At 64.6% G+C, this 20,760-nt stretch carries 18 protein-coding genes; 11 read left to right on the top strand and 7 right to left on the bottom strand.

Annotated features, from left to right (window positions below; all coding sequences use genetic code 11):
* Positions 1-25: 25 nt before the first annotated feature.
* A complete protein-coding gene (locus tag AUC68_RS06370) occupies positions 26-1,405 on the bottom strand; it encodes an ATP-binding protein (RefSeq protein ID WP_141701120.1) in 1,380 nt (459 codons plus the stop codon).
* Positions 1,406-1,781: 376 nt separating this feature from the next.
* Between AUC68_RS06370 and ada the strand changes: the two genes are divergently transcribed.
* Positions 1,782-2,870 (top strand): bifunctional DNA-binding transcriptional regulator/O6-methylguanine-DNA methyltransferase Ada, encoded by a 1,089-nt coding sequence (gene ada, locus AUC68_RS06365; protein ID WP_069436847.1) that lies wholly within the window; start codon positions 1,782-1,784, stop codon positions 2,868-2,870.
* An 88-nt stretch (positions 2,871-2,958) separates the two neighbouring features.
* A complete protein-coding gene (gene ahr, locus AUC68_RS06360; protein WP_069436846.1) occupies positions 2,959-3,960 on the top strand; it encodes an NADPH-dependent aldehyde reductase Ahr in 1,002 nt (333 codons plus the stop codon).
* Positions 3,961-3,990: 30 nt separating this feature from the next.
* On the opposite strand, the gene AUC68_RS06355 is transcribed toward ahr, so the two are convergent.
* A complete protein-coding gene (locus tag AUC68_RS06355; RefSeq protein WP_069436845.1) occupies positions 3,991-4,341 on the bottom strand; it encodes a gamma-butyrobetaine hydroxylase family protein in 351 nt (116 codons plus the stop codon).
* Positions 4,342-4,391: 50 nt separating this feature from the next.
* On the bottom strand, positions 4,392-4,586 hold the full coding sequence (locus AUC68_RS06350) for a DUF6494 family protein (protein WP_069436844.1): 195 nt from the start codon (positions 4,584-4,586) through the stop codon (positions 4,392-4,394).
* Positions 4,587-4,829: 243 nt separating this feature from the next.
* Between AUC68_RS06350 and moaA the strand changes: the two genes are divergently transcribed.
* Positions 4,830-5,834 carry a GTP 3',8-cyclase MoaA gene (moaA, locus tag AUC68_RS06345; RefSeq protein WP_069436843.1) on the top strand — a complete coding sequence of 335 codons (1,005 nt, stop codon included), beginning with the start codon at positions 4,830-4,832 and terminating at the stop codon, positions 5,832-5,834.
* 214 nt (positions 5,835-6,048) lie between these two features.
* On the top strand, positions 6,049-8,004 hold the full coding sequence (locus tag AUC68_RS06340; protein WP_069436842.1) for a putative bifunctional diguanylate cyclase/phosphodiesterase: 1,956 nt from the start codon (positions 6,049-6,051) through the stop codon (positions 8,002-8,004).
* On the opposite strand, the gene asnB is transcribed toward AUC68_RS06340, so the two are convergent.
* Positions 8,001-10,001: an asparagine synthase (glutamine-hydrolyzing) gene (gene asnB, locus AUC68_RS06335; protein WP_069436841.1), complete on the bottom strand. Its 2,001-nt coding sequence runs from the start codon at positions 9,999-10,001 to the stop codon at positions 8,001-8,003. The genes AUC68_RS06340 and asnB overlap by 4 nt on opposite strands.
* A 116-nt stretch (positions 10,002-10,117) precedes the next feature.
* Positions 10,118-11,320 carry an iron-sulfur cluster carrier protein ApbC gene (gene apbC / locus AUC68_RS06330; RefSeq protein WP_069437056.1) on the bottom strand — a complete coding sequence of 401 codons (1,203 nt, stop codon included), beginning with the start codon at positions 11,318-11,320 and terminating at the stop codon, positions 10,118-10,120.
* 546 nt (positions 11,321-11,866) lie between these two features.
* Between apbC and AUC68_RS06325 the strand changes: the two genes are divergently transcribed.
* From AUC68_RS06325 to AUC68_RS06310, 4 genes are all read left to right on the top strand, one after another.
* Positions 11,867-12,433, top strand: a complete 567-nt coding sequence (locus AUC68_RS06325; RefSeq protein ID WP_069436840.1) for a hypothetical protein — start codon at positions 11,867-11,869, stop codon at positions 12,431-12,433.
* A gap of 71 nt (positions 12,434-12,504) precedes the next feature.
* Positions 12,505-12,918 carry an Ivy family c-type lysozyme inhibitor gene (locus tag AUC68_RS06320; RefSeq protein WP_069436839.1) on the top strand — a complete coding sequence of 138 codons (414 nt, stop codon included), beginning with the start codon at positions 12,505-12,507 and terminating at the stop codon, positions 12,916-12,918.
* A 23-nt stretch (positions 12,919-12,941) separates the two neighbouring features.
* Positions 12,942-13,940: a zinc-dependent alcohol dehydrogenase family protein gene (locus AUC68_RS06315; RefSeq protein WP_069437055.1), complete on the top strand. Its 999-nt coding sequence runs from the start codon at positions 12,942-12,944 to the stop codon at positions 13,938-13,940.
* 86 nt (positions 13,941-14,026) lie between these two features.
* Positions 14,027-14,704: a response regulator gene (locus AUC68_RS06310; RefSeq protein ID WP_069436838.1), complete on the top strand. Its 678-nt coding sequence runs from the start codon at positions 14,027-14,029 to the stop codon at positions 14,702-14,704.
* Here AUC68_RS06310 and AUC68_RS06305 read toward each other — a convergent pair.
* Complete coding sequence (locus tag AUC68_RS06305; protein ID WP_069436837.1) at positions 14,701-16,089, bottom strand: ATP-binding response regulator; 1,389 nt, start codon at positions 16,087-16,089, stop codon at positions 14,701-14,703. The two genes, AUC68_RS06310 and AUC68_RS06305, sit on opposite strands and share 4 nt — an antisense overlap.
* Positions 16,089-17,249, bottom strand: a complete 1,161-nt coding sequence (locus AUC68_RS06300; RefSeq protein ID WP_069436836.1) for an FIST N-terminal domain-containing protein — start codon at positions 17,247-17,249, stop codon at positions 16,089-16,091. Before AUC68_RS06300 ends, AUC68_RS06305 begins: the two co-directional genes overlap by 1 nt.
* 251 nt (positions 17,250-17,500) lie before the next feature.
* Between AUC68_RS06300 and AUC68_RS06295 the strand changes: the two genes are divergently transcribed.
* The 3 genes from AUC68_RS06295 to adh all read left to right on the top strand — a co-directional run bounded on the left by AUC68_RS06295 (position 17,501) and on the right by adh (position 20,738).
* Positions 17,501-18,769 carry a porin family protein gene (locus AUC68_RS06295; protein ID WP_083240480.1) on the top strand — a complete coding sequence of 423 codons (1,269 nt, stop codon included), beginning with the start codon at positions 17,501-17,503 and terminating at the stop codon, positions 18,767-18,769.
* Complete coding sequence (locus AUC68_RS06290; RefSeq protein ID WP_069436834.1) at positions 18,766-18,969, top strand: hypothetical protein; 204 nt, start codon at positions 18,766-18,768, stop codon at positions 18,967-18,969. Before AUC68_RS06295 ends, AUC68_RS06290 begins: the two co-directional genes overlap by 4 nt.
* Positions 18,970-19,253: 284 nt before the next feature.
* Positions 19,254-20,738 (top strand): aldehyde dehydrogenase, encoded by a 1,485-nt coding sequence (gene adh / locus AUC68_RS06285; RefSeq protein WP_069436833.1) that lies wholly within the window; start codon positions 19,254-19,256, stop codon positions 20,736-20,738.
* The last annotated feature ends 22 nt before the right edge of the window (positions 20,739-20,760 follow it).

Genomic DNA, 20,760 nt, shown 5'->3' with positions numbered 1-20,760 from the left:
TGCAAGCTACTGTTTTTTATGCAATTTAACGCTTGCGTGCTGTGGACAACGCGGCCTTGTCACCGGCGGGCTGAGTCTCGTTAAGCATAACCGTGAAGGTCGAACCCTGTCCCGGGTTGGAGGCGATCGCCAACTCGCCGCGATGCCTGTTCAAGATGTGCTTCACGATCGCAAGGCCGAGGCCCGTTCCGCCCTTCTCGCGGCTGGAATCGACGTCAACGCGATAGAAGCGTTCGGTCAGCCGCGGCAGATGCTCCGCCGGAATGCCGGGGCCGTCGTCGATCACGGAGATCGCGAAACGCCCCCTCGCCTGCTGGTTGAGCGAGGGAATGTGTTTCGCCTCGATCCGCACCGTCCCGCCGGGGCGCCCGTATTTCAGCGCATTCTGCACCAGGTTCTGGAGGACCTGGAGGAGTTCATCGCGATCGCCGCGCACGATGGCCGGTTTGGCGAAACGCTCGACCTCCAAGGTCGTTTGGCTGTCCGCCGCGAGGGGCTCCAGCGTGTCGCGGACATGCCCCAGGACGTCGTTCAGATCGACCAGGTCGCTCGGCGGCACATGCGCGTTCATTTCGAGCCGGCTCAACGACAGAAGCGCGTCGATCAGCCGGGTCATGCGCGCGGCCTGCTCCGCCATGATCGGCAGGAACCGCTCGCGGGCCGCTTCGTCCTCTTTGGCCGTGCTCTGCAGCGTCTCGATGAACCCGCGCAGCGAGGCCAGCGGGGTCCGCATCTCATGGCTGGCATTGGCGATGAAATCCGTCCGCATCTGATTGATGCGATCGCCCTCGGTGAAATCGCGCAGGAGGACGAGGATGTCGCCGTCCGATTCGCCGCTACGGGCAAGTGGCGCCACTGTGGCTTCCATACGCCGGCCGACGGGGACGCGTTCGGCATAGACCACCGACACGGCCCGGCCCGTCCGCGGGGCCTCACTCACTGCATCGAGGAATTCGGGCGCGCGGATCAAAGAGGAAATGTGGTTGCCTTCGCGCAAGGAGGCGAAGAGGCGCTTCGCCGGCGCGTTGAAGAATACGACCTGCCCCGTGGGGCTGAGAAGGATGCCCGGGTCCGGCAATGCGTCGACCACCGCCGACATGGGAGAGCGGCTGCGATTGACCACCGGCGACGGGGCGAACGCGGCGGCTTCCTCCTGATCGGTCTCCTGGAGCGGGAGCAGCAGGACGGCCGCGACGAAGCCGAGGAAGGAGGCGAGGGCCAGCCCGACGGACAGGTCTCCCAGCGTCACCAGGCTCGCCATGATCACGGCAACGATGACGATCAGCCAGAAGGACGACCACAGCTTCGCCGTCAGCGCATGGACGGCGCGCTTGGCGGTCTGACGGGCGCGCCAGGCGCGGCCTTGCCGCAGCGCACGTGCGTCATGTTCAGCTTGATCCGTCAACCCAGTCTCCTAGATGCCGGCACGCATTGCGATTCGGGTGCCGTCACCGCATTTCAGATTCGCCTGTTTGCGCCTGAAATATCACTTTTTCGCGACATTCTGCCGCCCCGGCCGCAGAAACTGTGCATCAGATGCAATCCCCGCCGCCGCCCCGCGGACCGGACCGTCGCGCCGGCGTCATCTCTCTATATTGTGCGGGCCCCAGGGGAATGCCAGTCCGGCTTTGGGCGCAGCGGGGCTGATCGGCCTTACGGGAATACGACGACTTCAACGGCAAAGATCGGAGTGCGCGGCCACCCTCGCGATGGCACAATCCCGGCCTCGGCACCGCGTCGAGCCACGACTCTTGGATCCTCGAACTTTGGACGCATAAGGAATGCCCCAGAGCCTGACCCGTTCCGCGCACGATGCCAAGTGCCTTACCCCCGAGCGCCTCGACGAGGACCGCGCGTGGCGGGCGGTCATGGCGCGCGATTCCCGCTTCGACGGGCGCGTCTACTACGCCGTCAGGACCACCGGGATCTACTGCCGGCCATCCTGCCCCGCCCGGAAGCCGGATCGGGAGCATGTCTCGTTCCACGCAAGTCCCGAGGCGGCGGAACGGGCCGGCTTCCGTCCGTGCAAACGCTGCGCACCCTCCGGCGTGGTGCCGGCCTGGGCGGAAAGGATCGAGCGGGCCTGCCGCCTCATGGGGTCGGCGGACGCGCCCGTGACTCTTGCCGACCTGGCGCGCGCGGTGGGATCGAGCCCGCATCACTTCCATCGTCAATTCAAGGCCTCTCTCGGCATCACCCCGAAAGCCTATGCCGAAGCCTTGCGGGACCAGCGGGTGCGGGCGGCGCTGTCCCGTGGCGCCACGGTGACCGAGGCCCTGTACGAAGCCGGGTTCAGCTCCTCGGGGCGGTTCTATTCCGGCGCGTCTGGCGCGCTCGGGATGGCGCCTCGCACGTTCCGCGATGGGGGCACCGCCGAGCAACTGACCTATGCCGTAGCGCCCTGTTCGCTCGGCTATGTCCTTATCGCCGCGAGCACCAAGGGCGTATGCGCCATTCTTCTGGGCGATCAGCCAGACGAACTCACGACCGCATTGCAGACGCTCTTCCCCCATGCGGTCTTCCACGAGGGCGATGGCCGATTCGGCGCCACCGCCGCGGCCGTGGTCTCCCTCGTGGATATGCCGGCGAAACAGAGCGCGCTTCCGCTCGATATTCGCGGTACGGCCTTCCAACGCCGCGTGTGGGAGGCGTTGCGGAAGATCCCGCCCGGCAAGACAGCGACCTACGGCGAGATTGCCGCCACGATCGGGGCACCCAAGGCGGTGCGTGCCGTGGCCGGCGCCTGCGCGGCCAACAAGCTTGCCGTGGCCATTCCCTGTCACCGCGTGGTCCGCCGCGACGGCACGCTGTCGGGCTATCGCTGGGGCCCGGGACGCAAGCGCACCCTGCTCGACAGGGAGAAGGGCTGATACCGCTTCAGGACGGTTGTCGTTCGCAGCGTTGTTTGCTGAACTGACCCGACCTCACAGCGAATCATCGAACATCGGGAGAACCAGCATGGTGCAGGCATGGGCCGCCATGGCGCCGGGACAGCGCCTTGAACGCTACGAATACGACGCAGGCCCCCTCGGACCGGAGGAGGTCGAGGTCGAAGTCGAAACCTGCGGCATCTGCCATTCGGACTTGTCCGTCGTGAACAATGACTGGGGCATCTCGACCTTCCCCGCCGTGCCGGGCCACGAGGTCATCGGCCGCGTCGTGGCCTTGGGGCCGCTCGCCAAGGGCCTTTCCGTCGGCCAGCGTGTCGGCATCGGCTGGAGCGCGGAGAGCTGCATGCACTGCCGGCAATGCCTGGCCGGTGACGGCAACCTCTGCGCCGAAAACGTGGCGACCATTGTCGGCCACTATGGCGGTTTCGCCGACCGGGTCCGGGCGCAATGGCAATGGGCGATTCCCCTGCCCGAGACGCTCGATGCCAAGAATGCCGGACCCCTTCTGTGTGGCGGCACGACCGTGTTCGCGCCGTTCCACGACTACGACATCAGCCCGACGCAGCATGTGGGCGTCGTGGGGATCGGCGGGCTCGGCCATCTGGCGCTGAAATTCGCCAAGGCGTGGGGCTGCGAGGTGACCGCCTTCACCTCGACCGACTCCAAGGCCAACGAGGCACGGGCCTTCGGCGCCGATCGCGTGGTCAACAGCCGCGACAGGGAGGCGCTGCGCGCCAACGCCGGGAGCTCGGATCTTCTGCTCGTCACCGTGAACGTGCCCCTGGACTGGCCGGCCATGGTGGGCATGCTGGCGCCGCGCGGCCGCATGCACATTGTCGGTGCCGTGCTGAAGCCGATGCCGGTCATGGCGATGGACCTGATCACGGCGCAGCGCAGTATCTCCGGATCGCCCACCGCGGGGCCCCTGGTGATGGCGAAGATGCTCGAGTTCTCGGCCCATCACGGCATCGCGCCGCAAACGGAGCACTTCCCCATGGACCAGGTCAATGACGCGCTGGAGCATCTCAAAGCCGGGAACGCCCGGTACCGCATCGTCCTTGACGCATGACCGGGCGCGGGACGCGCTCGCCAAGCCCCGTCAGCGCGACAGGCCCTTCTCGGCGAGCTCGTTCAGATAGGCCCTGAAACGGGCCTCCTGATTCTCGCCGAGGTCGCGCAAATAGTCCCAGACATAGAGTCCGGTATTGTGGCCGTCGTCGAAGGTGATGCGCACCGCGTAGGTCCCGACCGGCTCCAGCTCCTGGATGCGGACGTTCTTCTTTCCCGGCACGGTGACGCGCTGCTCGGGACTGTGCCCTTGCACCTCGGCGCTCGGGCTGAGGACCCGCAGCAACTCGGCCGGCAACGCATAGCGCGCGCCGTCGTCGAAAGACACGGTCAGGACGGCCTTGTCCTTGTCGAGTTTCAGCTCCGTGGGCCAAGACGTCATACCGGATGCCTCGATCGCGTTTCCAAAGTGTGTGTCACCCAAGGCGCATGTCAGCCAAGATCGATTTCGCCCTCGACCACATGGTTGAGCGGCGTATCTGCGGCGGTGAGGATCATCTTCATCTTCAGCTTGCCATGGCCGCGCAACCCTTCGTCGCGCACGAGCGCCTCGATCGCCTGTTGCGAGGTCACGCCGACCTCCTTCAGGAAGCGCCGCATCGACATGTTGAAACGATCTTCGTCCATGGCAGGATCTCCTTGGCTGAACGCTCGTGGATCGGCGCCCTCTTCGGACGCGTGGCTTCGGCGCGCCTCCCGGGTCGGCTGTCCCAGGTGCTATTGAATGCCCGAGAATTCAATATACTCTAGTTGGTCCGGCCTCATCGAGGCGGAACTTCGGGGCCGTGACGGACAACAAGAGCCCGCAAACGAACAACAGGCGCGCAACGAGACGCGCCTCTGTGAGGAACAGGCCCAAGAGACGCCGACATGACCGATCCCGCCGCCAACCTGGTCGACCCGTTCGGCCGTGCCGTGACTTACTTGCGCGTGTCCGTAACGGATCGCTGCGACTTTCGCTGCACCTATTGCATGGCCGAAGACATGACCTTCCTCCCGCGGAAGGACTTGCTGACGCTCGAGGAGATCGACCGGCTTTCCAGCGCCTTCATCCAGCGCGGCGTCCGCAAATTGCGGTTGACGGGCGGCGAGCCTCTTGTGCGGCGGAATGTCATGAGCCTGATCCAATCCTTGTCCCGGCATCTGGGCAATGGACTCGACGAACTGACCCTGACCACGAACGGCAGCCAGCTCCACCGCTTTGCCGATCAACTGGCGGAGCATGGCATGAAGCGGATCAACGTGTCCTTGGACACGCTCGATGCGGCCAAGTTCCGCTTCCTCACTCGCTGGGGCGACTACCACCAAGTCATGCGGGGACTCGACCGCGCCGTCCGGGCCGGCCTCAAGATCAAGATCAATGCCGTCGCATTGCGGGACGTCAACGAGGACGAGATCGAGGAGCTGCTGCGCTGGGCCCATGGCCGGGGCTTCGACCTGACTCTGATCGAGACGATGCCGCTGGGAGAGATCGGCACGGACCGGACGGATCAATACCTGCCACTGTCGCTGGTGCGGACCCGTCTGTCGCAGCACTTCACGTTGGACGACATTCCCGACAGCACCGGGGGACCGGCCCGCTACGTGCGCGTCCGTGAGACGGGCGGACGTCTCGGCTTCATCACCCCGATGACGCATAATTTCTGTGAATCGTGCAACAGGGTCCGGGTGACCTGCACCGGCACGCTCTATATGTGCCTCGGCCAGGAGGACGCGGCCGATCTCCGGACGCCCATGCGCGTGAGCGACACCGACGACCTGCTCCATGCGGCCATCGACGAGGCGATCGCGCGAAAGCCGCAAGGGCACGATTTCGCCATCGACCGGAACGCCGCGCCCGCCGTATCCCGCCATATGTCCGCGACCGGCGGCTAGTCGGGATTTGCCTTAACAAAGCGTTGCGACGGGGAATTCGCGCCGATTTGCGTGGATTCCCCGGACAAAATGGACTTTTCCGACAAAAGTCAGGTCAAATCCCGCATGATTCTGCCCTAAATCCCTCCGCTTACGCCGTTTCTTAACCTCCAGCGCCCTAGTTTGGTCTCTAGTTGATTGGCCTATAACGAACAACGCTTTGCACCGTGGCCCCATGCGACCTCGAGAACTGCTGAAACGATACTGGCACTGGCTGGGACTAACGTCGTTCGCGATCGCGATCGGGCTGGCTGCGCTTGTCGCGCCAACCCGCATCAGCCTCATGGAATTGGAGCGCGAGGCCTTCGCCTCCGAGGATCGGATTCGCAACGCCGTCCTGGCGGACCCGCAGATCCTGTTGCAGGCGCTGACAGTTCCCGGGGGCGCGGCCCGGTTCGCGGACGTGTTCACCGACATCGGCTACAGCCGGCGCGTTCTACGCTACGAGCTGTACGATTCGAGAGGTGAGGTCATTTACACGAGCGGGCTCGCCAATCTCCGGCTCGATCAGACGGCCCTTGCGGCCGCGGTCAATCCGAACCTGAATGGCGCGACGATCGGCCTCTACGCGGGGAATGCAACGAATCAGCCCGCGCACTTTGCGCGGCTGCACATTCCCATCAGCCTTCGCGGCAACGTGCATGGCTCCTTGGAGGTCTATCTCGATCAGAGCGAGCAGGCCAAGGTCCTGTCCAGCTATTTCGGGTTCATGGCCCTTGTCATTCTCGCGCTCGTTAGCGCCGGTATCGCCATCCCGCTCATTCTGGCCTGGAGCCGGGGTCGCGCCCAGCGCCGGGCAAGCGAAGAGGTCCGCTACCTCCAGAAACACGACACCCTGACCGGGCTTGCCAATCGCGCGACATTTGCCGGCCTTCTCGACCATGCCCTGGAGCGCAACCGGCCGGAAGGACGGCATCTTGCGCTCATCAGCGTCGACATCGACCGCTTTCAGGAGCTCAACGAATCGCTCGAGAGCCACGGCGGGGACCGCGTTCTCCACGATTTCGGCAGCCGCATCCAGCACGCGGCACGGGACAGCGATATCGTCGCTCGCGTCGGCGGCGACGAATTCGCGATCGCCCTGACCGAAGTGACGGCCCTCAGCGACGTCATGGCGTTCATGCACCGTCTCGGAACCGCGCTGGCGCGGCCCTTCCACGTGAACAATCGCGAGGTGGTCTTGGCCACGAGCGCGGGCATCGCCCTGGCACCGGCGGACGGCAACACCGCCGATGTCCTTGTGCGGCACGCCGCGATTGCGCTCTCGCGTGCGAAGGAAGACGGTGGACAGCGCGTCTGCTTCTACGAAGAGAGCATGGACAAGGCGGTTCAACGGCGCCACACGATCGAACAGGATCTGCGACACGCGCTGCGGCGCTGCGAGTTCGAGGTCGTGTACCAGCCGCAATACGATCTGAAGAGCGAGATGCCTTGCGGCTCCGAAGCGCTGATCCGCTGGCGTCACCCCGAACACGGGATCATCTCGCCGGGGCACTTCATTCCCATCGCGGAGGAAACCGGGCTCATCGTCCCGATCGGCGAATGGGTGCTGCGTCAGGCCTGCGCCGACGCGACCCGGTGGCCCGAGCACCTCACGGTCGCCGTCAACCTCTCCCCGGCCCAGTTCCGCGTCGGCGATATCACCGAGACGGTCGCCGACGTCCTGCACGAGACTGGGCTGCCTGCGAACAGGCTCGAGCTTGAAATCACCGAGAGCCTTCTCATCAACGATACCGAAGAAGTGCTGGCAAAGCTGAGCCGCCTGCGCGAGCTCGGCGTGCGAATCGCCATGGACGATTTCGGCACCGGGTATTCGAGCCTCAGCTATCTCGCCCGCTTCCCGTTCTCGAAGATCAAGATCGACCAGCAGTTCGTCCGCAACATGACGCGGGACCCGGCCATGCGCGCGATCGTCAAGACGGTCATCGCGCTCGGCAAGTCTCTGCGAATCGCGGTTACGGCGGAAGGCGTCGAGACGCCGGAGCAGGCGCGGATGCTGCGCCGGTTCGGCTGTCCGCAGGTTCAGGGCTTCCTCTACGGGCGGCCCGAGGCCGCAGCGGTCCACGCCGAAGAAGCCTTGGCCGGCAGCCCGCGCCCTGCGCCGCTTCGGAAGCGTTCGAGCGCGGCCTAGGCGGCCGGAACGGCTTCGTCGAAAGGTGCCTCCTCGGCCGCCACGGGCGGCGCATCCACCGGAAGGCTGCAAAGGCCGCCGCCGAGATAGACGTGGTGCCAGAGTTGCGTCGCCACGACACCGCCGAGACCCAGACTATAGAACCGGCCCAGGTTTCGGCTCGATCCTTCCGCGGACACCAGCGCACAGTCGCGCCGGACCTGATCGACATCGAAATAGCCCGTCCGCTTGAGGCTTTCCTCGCTGACAAGCTCGCATACGAACGCAGGCGCGCCAACGAGGAAACTGTCGGCCAGCGGCGCCTGGAACATGTGTTTGGGACGCTGCGCGATGTTTTGCGGCAGAATCTGCCCCGCCGCCTGCCGAAGCAGGTATTTGTCGCGCGTGCGGCGGCGCAGCTTCCATCGCGGGCTGAGCTGGGAAACGAAGGAGATCACATCCTCGTCCAGGAACGGGTAGCGTGTCTCTACGCTGTTGGCCATGGCGATGCGGTCGCCCTTCTGTGTCAGAAGCAAACCGGCCAAGTGCACTTTGTAACCCAGATATAACGAGCGATTGAGCGGGTGCCACCGCGCCATGCGCTCCAGGTCGAGATCCAGATCCTCGTAAGCAACGTGACCGCCGAGGTCTTCCTTGAAGCTCGGGCTGAAATAGCGGTCCCGCGCCGTCGACACGAGGCTGTACATGACCGACTGCGCGTGCGGGCCGCCAAGGAGGGCATCGATCCGCTTGAGTTCCTCGGTGCTTTGCTTGGAGCCGACCCTTCGGATCACGCGGCTCAACACCGATGTCGGGGTGAATGCGTCGCCGTAGTCCAGTATGCGCGCCATTTCCCGCATCTTGAACCAGATATACCCGGCGAACCCTTCGTCCGCGCCCTCGCCGGTCAGGACGACCTTGTAGCCTTGCGCGCGGACTTCCCGGGACAGCGCCAGTAGCGCCGCGCACGAGGTGTCCAGAACCGGGCACTCGGCGGCGCGGGTCAATGCTTCGTAGGAATCCATGATGAGGTCGGAGCCAGCCTGTACCACGGTGGGATGGGCACCGATCGCTTGCGCGGCCTCCATGGCCTCGTCGGCTTCGTCGAGATTCTTGCCCGGAATCCGCAGTGTGAAGCTGGGCAAGGCGCGGCCCGCGACGCGCCCGGCCGTGGCCATGACAAAGGCCGAGTCGACGCCGCCGCTCAGATACCCGACGACCGGAACGTCGGCACGGAGCCGGATATCGACGGCGTTCTCGAAGACGGCTTGGAAGGCGTCGGTGAGCTGCCGTTCGTCCCCGTCCAGTTCGTCGCCCCAGTCGGGAAAATCGAAGTCCCAATATTTGCGCTCGACCGGCGTTGCGACCCCCCGGCCCCGCGGCAGCTCGATGCGGAGATAGTGACCCGGCTCCAGGGCCTGAACGCCCTTGAACGCCGTGCGGCGGGAGCTCAGGGCAAAGAACGTGAAGAGATGGTCGAGGCCGCGCGGATCGGCTTCCGGGCGCACGGCGCCAGAGGCGATGAGCGCCTTGATCTCGGAGGCGAAATAGATCGTGTCGCCCTGGCGGGACCAAAACAGGGGGCAAATCCCGACACGGTCCCGGCCGAGCAGCACCACGCCGCGCACGAGATCCACAAGCGCAAAGGCAAACTGGCCCTTGAGATGGGGGAACAGGCCCTCGCCGTACTCCTCATAGAGATGGACCAGGATCTCGCTGTCGCTATGGGTGCTGAAGATGTGGCCCTTGGCTTCGAGGTGCGCCCGACGCTCGGGGTGATCGAAAAATTCGCCGTTGCAGATCACGGCCACGGTGCGGTCTTCGTTGTAGATCGGCTGCCGGCCGTCCTGGAGCCCAACAATGCTGAGACGGCGATGCGCGAAGCCGACGCCCGGCGCGCTCAGAAAGCCTGAATCCTCGGGACCGCGATGGATCAGGGCATCGGCCATCCTCTGTAGCATGGTGCGGTCGGGCAGCCGCTTTCCCCCAAGGTCGATCGATCCGGCGATGCCACACATCTATATTCGTTCCTTATGTGGCGGCGGGTCTTCCATGGACATCCGCGCCAAGTGGGGGCGAACTGCGCCCATGGCGGCTTCCCCCGGATTTGACCTTACGACGCCGCCTTCCGCGTCTAGCTCTCCATCACGATCTTCGGCGCGGGCCGGGCGCCGCCCGATGCGCTGTCGATTTCGGCCCAGGCCGTCTCGGCGATCTGCCGATAGGCCTTTGCGACGTCGCTGTCCGGATCACTGACGACAATCGGCTTGCCGCCGTCGGATGTCTCCCGCACCGCCAGGGTCAGCGGCACCTCGCCCAAGAAGGGGACACCGAGTTTCGCGGCCTCCTCCTTCGCGCCGCCATGACCGAAAATATCAGACCGGCCGCCACAATGGGGGCAGAGGAACGTGGACATATTCTCAACGATGCCGAGAACGGGCACGTTGACCTTCTGGAACATATTGAGTCCCTTGCGCGCGTCGATCAGCGCCAGGTCCTGTGGCGTCGAGACGATGACCGCGCCGGCCAAGGGGACTTGCTGCGCCATGGTGAGCTGCGCATCGCCCGTGCCGGGCGGCATGTCAACCACGAGAACGTCAAGCTCGCCCCAGGCAACGTCCTTGAGCATCTGTGAGATCGCCGAAATGACCATCGGACCGCGCCAGATCATCGGGGTGTCTTCGTCCACCAGGAAGCCCATGGACATGACCTTGAGCCCGTATTGCCGCATGGGATCGAGCTTGTTGCCCGCAAGCTGTTGCGGCTGACCGCTGAGCCCGAGAAGACGCGGCATCGAGGGGCCGTAAATGTCCGCATCGAGGATGCCGACCTTGAGGCCCTGGTCCTTCAGCGCCAGCGCGAAGTTGACCGCCGTGGTCGATTTCCCGACGCCGCCCTTGCCGGACGCCACGGCGACGATGCGGCGAATACCGGGAATACCGCCCGCGGTTTGGCGTGCCTGGCCGGCGCGTCCCGGCGGGGCCGTGTTGGCGGGTGTCTTCGGGCTGGGCGCTTCCGGCGCTGCTTGAGGCGTCTCGCTCCGGGCAGGCCTGGGGCTCGAAGTCGGGGCGGTGCTCCCCGGTTCGCGATCCGCAGTCAACGTCACCGTCGCGCTGGCAACGCCCGGCAGGCCCTCGACGACCGTCGCGGCGGCCTTTCGCAGTCCTTCCAGCTCGGCCGCCCGCGCCGGGTCCACCGAAATCGCGAAATAGACCTTGCCCTTGTTGATGACGACCTCGGACACGAGACCGAGCGATACAATATTGCTGGAGAGATCGGGCCCCTTTACGCCTTTCAGCGCCGCCAAAATTTGGTCTTTTGTCAGTGTTTCCGTCATTTTCCGTGTCTTGGTGCCAAGCTCTTGGCCGGAATGTAGTGAGGAACAGATCGCAGTGCAAAATTTCCGGGGCTGGCCGGTAAACGACAGCACCGAATCGCACCTCGCCTCGGCGTCCCCGATCGACCGTCCGGCGGGCGCGAGCCAAGACACGGGCCAAGAACGCGGGCCAAGAACGCGGGCCAAGAAAAAGCCCGGCGTTGCCGCCGGGCTTTCGGGCTTGGGGAGAGCCATCGGCCAAGCGGAGCTTGGGTTCGGGTAGGGTGCGCACACCGCCGGGCCGGTATGGAGAACGTCCAATGCGTCCGAAAGTTCCGTCTTGGGAGGCTCGATTTCCTCCTCACGGGCGCCCCGCGCCGTCAAAAAGAAACAGCTATCAAACCTTCTTTAACCAGCTCCGCCGCATTCTCTTCCCCAAGGGCTGCACGGGTCTTGCGACCGAGGCAGCGGCAAGAACCGAATGGGGGACATATGCGCGTTGTGGCCAGACGGAACGGGTCAGATTGTCGGGGGCAACGGTCCCTGGAAGTTGAAATCGACCACCACGTGAGCGCCCTGTCGCGCTTCGCCGACCGTGCCCTTCAGGAGGACATCGACTCGCCCGTGTGCACGCTGTTGCTCCGCTCCGCCAAATCGGCTCCGGCGCTCGCCCTGACCCAGACCCAAGACGCCCTGGCGGCCGCCGGCATTACCGTGAAAGCCATCCTGACCAAGGTCGAGCCCGAGCAAGACCTGCACGCCTTCTTCGCTTCGCTCTCCGTTCTCGCGCGAGAGCCCAGTCTCGAAGCCCATGTCCGCTGGGCCCGGAACCCGCGCCTCATGGAGGCGCACGAACAGGCCGTCTACGGTCCGGAGCTCTGCTGGACCGGCGATGCGGTGCGCCGCGACGCGGACAAGCGCAATCGTCTGGTCCTGTTCGAGAGCGGCCCGGACGCGGTTCTGCGCGGCCGCCAGGCCTTCAAGGCCCTGTGGGCCGCCTCCGAGCCCGTCCCCGCTCATCTCCTGGCCATTCGCACGACGGACGACCGCGCGCACGGCGAGGCGTCCACGAAGAACGCGCCGCTTGCGGCCCTGGCGCCGCCCGCCGAGGGATGGCCGCTCCTGCGGCACTGAGGGCGCGTTATAATATCGTCATCCTTTGGTGCGAGCGGTTCGCTCTTTGTTATGGATGACGGAGTTCCCCGATGCGCCCCACGTTTCTGCTGGCCTTGATGCTATCCGTGAGTTCGCCCGCGCTCGCGCAGGAGGCGGATGGCGGAGCTCCGGTCCTCGGCGATCTCCTCAAGCAGCCGGCCTATTTCGCGGCCTGGCAAGCCATGATCGGGAGTGAAACGCCGCCGGATTGGGTGACCGAATACACCGCGACCCTGAACGGACCGCCGGTGCCGAACATTCCCGTGGGCATCGACGGCCAAAACTATACACTCGGCTTCACCTGCAAACCCAATGAGTGCGGCGACAACCAGCTCTTCGCGCTTTTCGCGCCCGATGGGAGCAAGGCCTGGGGCCTCATGGCAACCGCCGACGCCGGCGTGGTCTGGCTCGGATACCCCGACGAAGACGTGCGGAAGGCGATCACCAGCGCGTTGGAGAAATAGGACGACGCATCATGACCGGGACGATGGCGGCAATGCTTCTGGAGCGGGCCGGGCAACCGCTCCGGTCCGCCGCCTTGCCGGTCCCCATGCCAGGGCCCGGGCAAATCTTGCTCAAGGTCCTCGCCTGCGGGGTCTGCCGCACCGACCTCCATATCTATGACGGCGAACTCGACCGTCCCAAGCTTCCGCTGGTCCTGGGCCACGAAATCGTCGGCCGCGTCGAAGCGCTCGGGCCGGAGACCTCCGGTTTTCAGGCCGGCATGCGCGTCGGGGTGCCGTGGCTCGGCTATACGGACGGCACCTGCCGCTACTGCCGCGAAGGACACGAGAATCTCTGCGATGCACCCCGTTTCACGGGTTACCAGATCGACGGGGGCTACGCGGCCTATACGGTCGCAGACGAGCGCTATTGTTTCGCGATCCCAGACGGTTACTCCGATGCGGAGGCCGCGCCGCTGCTTTGCGCAGGGCTCATCGGCTACCGCTCCTTGAAGATGGCCGAGGATGCGCTGCAGGGCGAGACCAAGCGGCTCGGCATTTACGGCTTTGGCGCGGCCGCGCATATCGTGGCGCAAGTGGCGCGGTATCAAGGCTGCGCGATCTATGCCTTTACCAGCCCCGGCGACACCCAGGCGCAGGAGTTCGCCCGGTCCCTCGGGGCCGTCTGGGCCGGCGGTTCCGACGAAGCCGCCCCCGACGAACTGGACGCGGCGCTCATCTTCGCGCCCGTGGGCCCGCTCGTGCCCGCCGCGCTGCGTGCGCTGCGCAAGGGCGGCGTCGTTGTTTGCGGCGGCATCCACATGAGCGACATTCCGCGTTTCCCTTATGATATCCTTTGGGAAGAACGCGAGATCCGGTCCGTCGCCAATTTGACGCGAGACGATGCCCGCGAGTTTCTTGCCCTCGCGCCGCAAGTTCCCGTCAAGACGACGGTCGTGCCGATGAAGCTTTCGGAGGCGAACGAAGCGCTGAGACGTCTCCGCGAAGGGGCCCTGACGGGCGCCGCCGTCCTCATTCCGTAAGAGTCGTACGACTTTTTGAGGATTGCGGCGGACTGCATTTCGGGTTTTCCGTGTTGGATGACCCAATAGCTAGGCGGCCGCAAACGATGACGAAGATCCTGATCGTCGACGATCACCCTATGTTTCGCGAGGCGTTGCGGAGCGCCGTCAAGTTCTCGCGCGACGACGCCGAGATCCTCGAAGCGGGGAGCATCGAGGCCGCGCACGAGGCCATTCAGGCCGAGCCGGGGATCGAAATCGTATTGCTCGACCTGTCGCTGCCTGGAACGACGGGGTTCGAGGGACTCATGCTTCTGCGCTCGTCGTTTCCACGGACCCCGATCATGATCGTTTCGGGCCTCGACGATCCCAAGATCGTCCACGAAGCCATCCGGCTTGGGGCCGCCGGCTTCGTCTCGAAATCCGTCGACAAGGCCACGCTGGCGAAAGGGCTCTCGGAGGTGTTGAGCGGTTCCGTCTTCGTCCCGCCCGAGTTGGCGCAGAAAACCGGCGGATCCAGCGAGGCGACGGATGCGAACGACATCGCCGACCGCGTTGCCGGCCTCACCCCGGCCCAGCTGCGTGTCCTACAGCTCATTCGCCATGGCCAGCTCAACAAACAGATCGCGCACGAACTTGGGGTCAGCGAGACGACCGTGAAGGCCCACGTATCGGAGATTTTGCGCAAGCTGAATGTGGTCAGCCGCACGCAAGCGGTAATCAAGACCTCGCAGCTCGATTTCGAGGCCATCATCGGCGACGACGCCGCGCCCTCGAGCGGCTAGGACGCCGGCGCGGAGGCCGCTCTCAAGAGGTGAGTCATCAGGGCGCGCAGTTCGGCCGGCCGCGTCGGCTTGCAGAGCAATTCGCATTGCGCCGCCGTCACATCGGCGGCAACGGCGTGGCTCCGGTCGCCCGTGACCACGATCGCGGGAAGCTCAGGGCCGAACCGCTCGCGCAGGGCCCTCACCATGTCCACGCCGGTCCGCCCTTCGTCGAGATTGTAGTCGACCAGCGCGATGTCGGGCGGACGCCCGAACGCGGCCAAGGCCGGTTCCAGATCCTCAAGCCGGGTGGCGGCCAAGGTGCGGCACGACCAGTTGTCGAGCAGCCTGACGGTGGCCTCCAGGACCTGCCGGTCATTCTCGATCACGACCACGGCTGCCCCGTGGGTAATGTCCAGGTCGGCATGGGCCTTCGTTTGAGCGGGCGCAACCAACGGCGCCGCGCCGTCACACGCCACGATCAGCCGAAACGTCGACCCCTTGCCAGGGGTGGACGTGACCTCGAGCCCGTGCCCCAAAGCCTGGACCGTGCGCTGGACGATGGAAAGACCAAGCCCCAGCCCGGCATGGTCGCTCTTCGCGGCTGCTGTGCCGCGATAGAACTCCTCGAACATGGTCTCGCGCTCGCTTTCGGAAATGCCGCAACCCGTATCGACAACGTCGATCAGGCAGTCCGTGCCGCGCTGCCGCGCGCCCACGACGACACCGCCCTGCGCCGTGTAACGCACGGCGTTCGAAACAAGGTTCTGAAGCACCCGCTGGAGCAGCAACGGATCGCTGTTGACGAGGAGGCCCGACCGGCGGACTTCCAGCTTGAGTTGTTTCGCCCCCGCCAGCGGCGCGAAACTCGCCTCGAGCCCGCTCAGCACCTGGTCGAGCGGAAAAGACTGGTAGTCCGGGGTCACGACGCCCGCGTCCAGCTTCGAAATGTCGAGCAGCGTCTTGATCAGGTCTTCGATGGTCTGGAGGGATTGGTCGACCCGCCCTGCCAGGCGGCGCGCGTCGTCGCTTTCCTGCATATCGGATAGAACCGATATCGAAAGACGCGCGGCATTCAGCGGCTGCAGGAGATCGTGGCTCGCGGCCGCGAGAAAACGTGTCTTGCTGAGATTGGCCCGCTCGGCCTCCTCCTTGGCCTCCACCAGCGCTTCGTTCGAGCACTCGAGGCGGCGCAAGACCGCGGTCAGTTCCTCGGTACGGGATCGAACCTTGGCATCGAGCCCGATCGCGGTCTGGAACAAGGAGAAGGCATTGCCCTGCTGATCCATCGACCGTTCGACACGATCCATCAGGACCGAATTGATCTTGACGAGCTTCTCCAGCCGACGCTCGAGCCCGTCCGGGTCGAGACCGTCAACCTGCTCGTCCTGCAAATCGTCCGGCATCAGCTGGTTCCGTGCCTCCCGATCGCGACCCCGGTGAAGGTCTGATTCAGATGCATGGCATTGTACTGCTCGCCATAGGTATGGAAACCGACCACGTGATAGCGGCGATACAGGTCGCTGACCTTGTGCTTCACCTGCCGGTTCTCGGCATCGAGCCTTCGGAGGACGCACTCGAACCCCAAGACGAAATCGACACCGCCGATGGCGGTGTCGAGATGTTCCAGTTCGGCTTCCATCGACTTCACCATGTCCCTCGGTTCGGCCACGGTGAGCACCACCCCATCGTCGATGGCACAGAAGAACGAAAGGGATCCATCGTCGTTCACACGTTGGATGGACCGGCAGTAATAGTCTCCGCCTATGCGCACGGTCGGGATGGCCGCGAAGCTCATGGGCGCCAAGGACGACGGCTCAAGGCCCACCGAACTCGCATATTCCTGGGCCGCCGGTTCCGCATTGAGCTCGTACACGGTTCGGGTCGAGGCGTCCGAGGACGTCACCACGAGCTTGGTCTCTGTCGGCTCGAAGTGGTCGCAATAGAAGCTGCGCACCGGATGGGCCGTTTCGACGAGAAGCAGCAAGGCGGCGCCCCGGTGGACCTGCCCGTCGTGCAGCAGGCTCGTCCCGGACAGCGTGAGGCCGTCGCCCGCGGAGCCCCCGACCAGTGGAATGTCGCCGAGCGCCCAGGCAATGGCCGAAACGATGGCTTCCTCGCACCTGGACAGCCCGTCGATCAACGACACGGCGAACAGGTTCTGGTAGCGCTTGCCATTCACCCGATCGAGGCCCTGACGCAGGGCCTGCACGGCCTCGGTCGCGCGTTCCACGCTCAGGGCCCGCACCTCGGGAATGACGCGGCTGACGAATCGGAAATCCGTCTTGGGGAAGGCCACCACCAGGACGCTGCGTTCGCTGAAGCCCGCCGGCGTGATCTCACCGGATGTACTGCAGCCCGCGACGGGCACGCCGGGGAATGCCTCCGACAAGGCCTGACTCAGCGCCTCGGCTTGGTAGGGCTGGGAGAAAAACACCAGGAGTTGGCCGAGATCCGATGGGTCAACGACCTCGGCGATCGCCGCGACTGCCGCCTCTGGGCTCTCGGCGCTCGTCCATGCGGTCTGGACACCGCAAGCCCGGCGGTTTGCATGCGCTCGGCGCACTGAACGCGTCCTCCATCGTCCACGACACGCCCGGTTCGTTTCGATCTGACCGAGGTCAACAAAATCCGGGTCTTTTTTGCCACACCTGCTGGCACTAATGGCGTTCTTCGACCAAAGTACAATACCGACGCTCAGAAGCAATAAATAGCGTTCTGGTTGAGGGTTAACGTGCGCGCACGAATAACAGCACACGACCCGCCGGGGGCGCTTTGCATCGCGCAAAGCTAAATATAGCAGGGAGAATAAACATCATGGGTCACGGACTTACAGGCGGAGCCAGCCGCATTGCGATGGCGGCCGCGCTGGGGCTTGGCATTGGGGCATATGCCCTGAGCGCGAGCCCTGCGAGTGCGCAAGGCTACGGGGGTGGCTGCTGCGCGGACTTGGAAGAGCGCGTTGCCGAACTTGAGGCGACGACGGCGAGCAAAGGCAACAAAAAGGTTTCGCTGACGATCTCGGGCTGGGTCATCAAGGCGATGAACTGGTGGGACGACGGCGATATGAGCTCGTTCTACGTGGGCGACAAGAGCTACGACCTTGGTAGCCGGTTCGCCATGACGGGCTCCGTGACGTTCGCGCCGGGCTGGTCCGCGGGCTACAACCTCACCGTCAACACGATGGGCTCGCAGTTCGGCACCGCCGGCACGGGCGCCGCTTCGAACCAGGTGAACGAGAACGCCGGCACATTCGGGTCGATCTCGACGCTGTACTCCTACATGTACATCAAGAGCGACGACTACGGCACGTTCAACTGGGGCCAGCTGAGCCCGGCTTCGGACAACGCCACGGTTCTGGCGGACATTTCCGGGACGGTGATCGAATCGAACGCACCGTTCTTCGAGGGCGCGAGCTTCTTCCTGCGTCCGAATGGCGGAAACGGCTCTTACACCGGACTTGCCGCCATTACCTGGGCGAGCTTCCTGCAGTGTAACGGCCTCCTGGCCGGTGGCGCAGGCATCGGCGCGGACTGCTTCGGCGCTGCAAACGATGCGATCCGGTACGACTCGCCGACGTTTGGCGGTTTCCGGTTCGAGACCTCGTATGGCAAGAACGACATCACCGGTCCCGCGTTCACGACGACACCGAATGCGCAGTTCTGGGATATCGCCCTGTTCTACAACAACGATTGGGGCAACTTCAAAGTGTCGGCGGCTTACTCCTACACTTGGCAGGAGACCGCTTGGGCATCGGTCATCAACCCGACGTCGGGCAAGACCAGCGGCAGCTCGCTTAATCAGATTGGCGCGACGGTGATGCATTCGCCGTCCGGCCTCGGCGTCTATGGCCTGTACCAGAACGAGCAGGTCGGCGACCTGCCCGACACGAACGTCTGGTACGTGAAGCCCTTCTGGAAGACGTCCCTGAACGCGCTGGGTATGACGACCTTCTACGGCGAGTACGCTCAGTACCTGGATATGTACGGCTCGATCGCGGGCGCGATCAGTGCGCGTCGTTCGCCGTGGCTGGCACCCGCACAGGCAACTTCTGCGGCGCCAACGCAGCCAACACGCTGTTCGTGACGGGCTCGGAGGTGGAGCGCTGGGGTCTTGGCGCGGTTCAGGAGATCGACGCGGCTGCCATGCACGTGTTTGCGCGCTGGTCGCTTCAGGAGATCGATCTGGACTTCGCCGGCGTGAACTCAGTCAACCAACGCCGGAACGTGAATCAGGGCTTCGACAGCTGGAACCTGTTCCAGGTCGGCGGAGTCATCTTCTTCTAGTTCTCCATAAACCAACTGACTAGTCCTACTTCGAGGCCGCCTTTCCCCAAACAGGCGGCCTCTTTTTTGTCTGCGCGCAGGCCCCTGCCCTTTGCTCCCAAAGTAGGATTTTGCCTTTACCGAAACTCGCCTAGTCTGGCGGCCAACCTGTCGAGCAGATCGGACCACCCCGCGTGGTATCGATGCTAAAATCCCGCTTGACGTTGGGTAAGAATTGGCAAAATCGCCGAGAGTTTCAGGGAGGTAACAATGCTTCACGAGGTCATCGAAACCCTCACGCGCGGGTGGCTGTCAGAACCCGCTACGACAATTTCATCGGCGGCGAATGGGTCGCGCCGGTCGACGGACGCTATTTCGACAATCTGAGCCCGGTCACCGGCAAATCCGTCTGCGAGATCGCCCGCTCCCAAGCGGCCGATGTCGAACTGGCCCTCGACGCCGCCCACAACGCGCGCGAGGCGTGGGGCAAGACGGCACCGGCCGAACGCGCCAAACTCCTCAATCAGATCGCCGATCGCATGGAGGAGAATCTCCAGCTCCTGGCCGCCGTCGAGACCATCGACAACGGCAAGCCGATCCGCGAAACGACGGCAGCCGACATCCCGCTTGCCATCGACCATTTCCGCTACTTCGCCGCCTGCGTCCGCGCCCAGGAAGGCACGCTCAGCGAAATCGACCACGAGACGGTCGCCTATCACTTCCACGAGCCTCTTGGCGTCGTCGGCCAGATTATTCCGTGGAATTTCCCGATCCTGATGGCGGCCTGGAAACTCGCGCCCGCGCTTGGCGCCGGCAACTGCGTGGTGCTGAAGCCGGCCGAGCAGACGCCCATGTCGATCATGGTGCTGATGGACGTGATCGCCGACATCCTGCCCCCGGGCGTCCTCAACGTGGTCAACGGCTTCGGCGTCGAGGCCGGCAAGCCCCTCGCCCAGAGCCCGCGCATCGCCAAGATCGCCTTCACGGGCGAGACCACGACCGGGCGTCTCATCATGCAGTACGCCTCGGAAAATCTGATCCCGGTGACGCTCGAGCTCGGCGGCAAGTCGCCGAACATCTTCTTCGCCGACGTCATGGCCGAGGACGACGACTTCTTCGACAAGGCGCTCGAAGGCTTCGCCATGTTCGCGCTGAACCAAGGCGAGGTCTGCACCTGCCCGTCGCGTGCGCTGGTGCAGGAATCCATCTACGACCGCTTCATCGAAAGGGCGGTCGAGCGCGTGGAGAAAATCAAGCTCGGCAATCCGCTCGACATGGACACCATGATCGGCGCGCAGGCCTCCAACGATCAGCTGGAAAAGATCCTGTCCTATGTCGATATCGGCAAGAAGGAAGGCGCCGAGCTCCTGACCGGCGGCGAGCGCGCCGTCCATGAGGGCGATCTCGCCGAGGGCTACTACGTGAAGCCCACGGTGTTCCGCGGCCACAACAAGATGCGCATCTTCCAGGAAGAGATCTTCGGGCCGGTACTGTCGGTGGCCACGTTCAAGGACGACGCGGAGGCGCTCGAGATCGCCAACGACACGCTCTACGGCCTTGGATCGGGCGTTTGGACCCGCGACATCAACCGCGCCTACAATTTCGGGCGTGGCATTCAGGCCGGCCGGGTCTGGACCAATTGCTACCACCTCTACCCGGCGCACGCGGCCTTTGGCGGCTACAAGAAGTCGGGCATCGGGCGCGAAACGCACAAGATGATGCTCGACCACTACCAGCAGACCAAGAACATGCTGGTGAGCTACAGCCCCAAAGCGCTAGGCTTCTTCTAGCCGCCTGGGGTTTCACCCAAGA

This window comes from Methyloceanibacter methanicus, from assembly GCF_001723285.1.
GTDB classification, from domain to species: domain Bacteria; phylum Pseudomonadota; class Alphaproteobacteria; order Rhizobiales; family Methyloligellaceae; genus Methyloceanibacter; species Methyloceanibacter methanicus.
The sequence above is the reverse complement of the archived record's forward strand: the minus strand, read 5'-3'. Positions and strand labels throughout refer to the sequence as shown.

Excerpts from the sequence above, each read along its gene's own strand:
- AUC68_RS06340 (WP_069436842.1), top strand. The coding sequence starts at position 6,049 with ATGCGACCTCGAGAACTGCTGAAACGATACTGGCACTGGCTGGGACTA.
- AUC68_RS06315 (WP_069437055.1), top strand. The coding sequence starts at position 12,942 with ATGGCGGCAATGCTTCTGGAGCGGGCCGGGCAACCGCTCCGGTCCGCC.
- AUC68_RS06350 (WP_069436844.1), bottom strand. The coding sequence starts at position 4,586 with ATGGACGAAGATCGTTTCAACATGTCGATGCGGCGCTTCCTGAAGGAG.
- AUC68_RS06310 (WP_069436838.1), top strand. The coding sequence starts at position 14,027 with ATGACGAAGATCCTGATCGTCGACGATCACCCTATGTTTCGCGAGGCG.
- moaA (WP_069436843.1), top strand. The coding sequence starts at position 4,830 with ATGACCGATCCCGCCGCCAACCTGGTCGACCCGTTCGGCCGTGCCGTG.
- asnB (WP_069436841.1), bottom strand. The coding sequence starts at position 10,001 with ATGTGTGGCATCGCCGGATCGATCGACCTTGGGGGAAAGCGGCTGCCC.
- ahr (WP_069436846.1), top strand. The coding sequence starts at position 2,959 with ATGGTGCAGGCATGGGCCGCCATGGCGCCGGGACAGCGCCTTGAACGC.
- AUC68_RS06355 (WP_069436845.1), bottom strand. The coding sequence starts at position 4,341 with ATGACGTCTTGGCCCACGGAGCTGAAACTCGACAAGGACAAGGCCGTC.
- AUC68_RS06305 (WP_069436837.1), bottom strand. The coding sequence starts at position 16,089 with ATGCCGGACGATTTGCAGGACGAGCAGGTTGACGGTCTCGACCCGGAC.
- AUC68_RS06295 (WP_083240480.1), top strand. The coding sequence starts at position 17,501 with ATGGGTCACGGACTTACAGGCGGAGCCAGCCGCATTGCGATGGCGGCC.
- apbC (WP_069437056.1), bottom strand. The coding sequence starts at position 11,320 with ATGACGGAAACACTGACAAAAGACCAAATTTTGGCGGCGCTGAAAGGC.
- ada (WP_069436847.1), top strand. The coding sequence starts at position 1,782 with ATGCCCCAGAGCCTGACCCGTTCCGCGCACGATGCCAAGTGCCTTACC.
- AUC68_RS06320 (WP_069436839.1), top strand. The coding sequence starts at position 12,505 with ATGCGCCCCACGTTTCTGCTGGCCTTGATGCTATCCGTGAGTTCGCCC.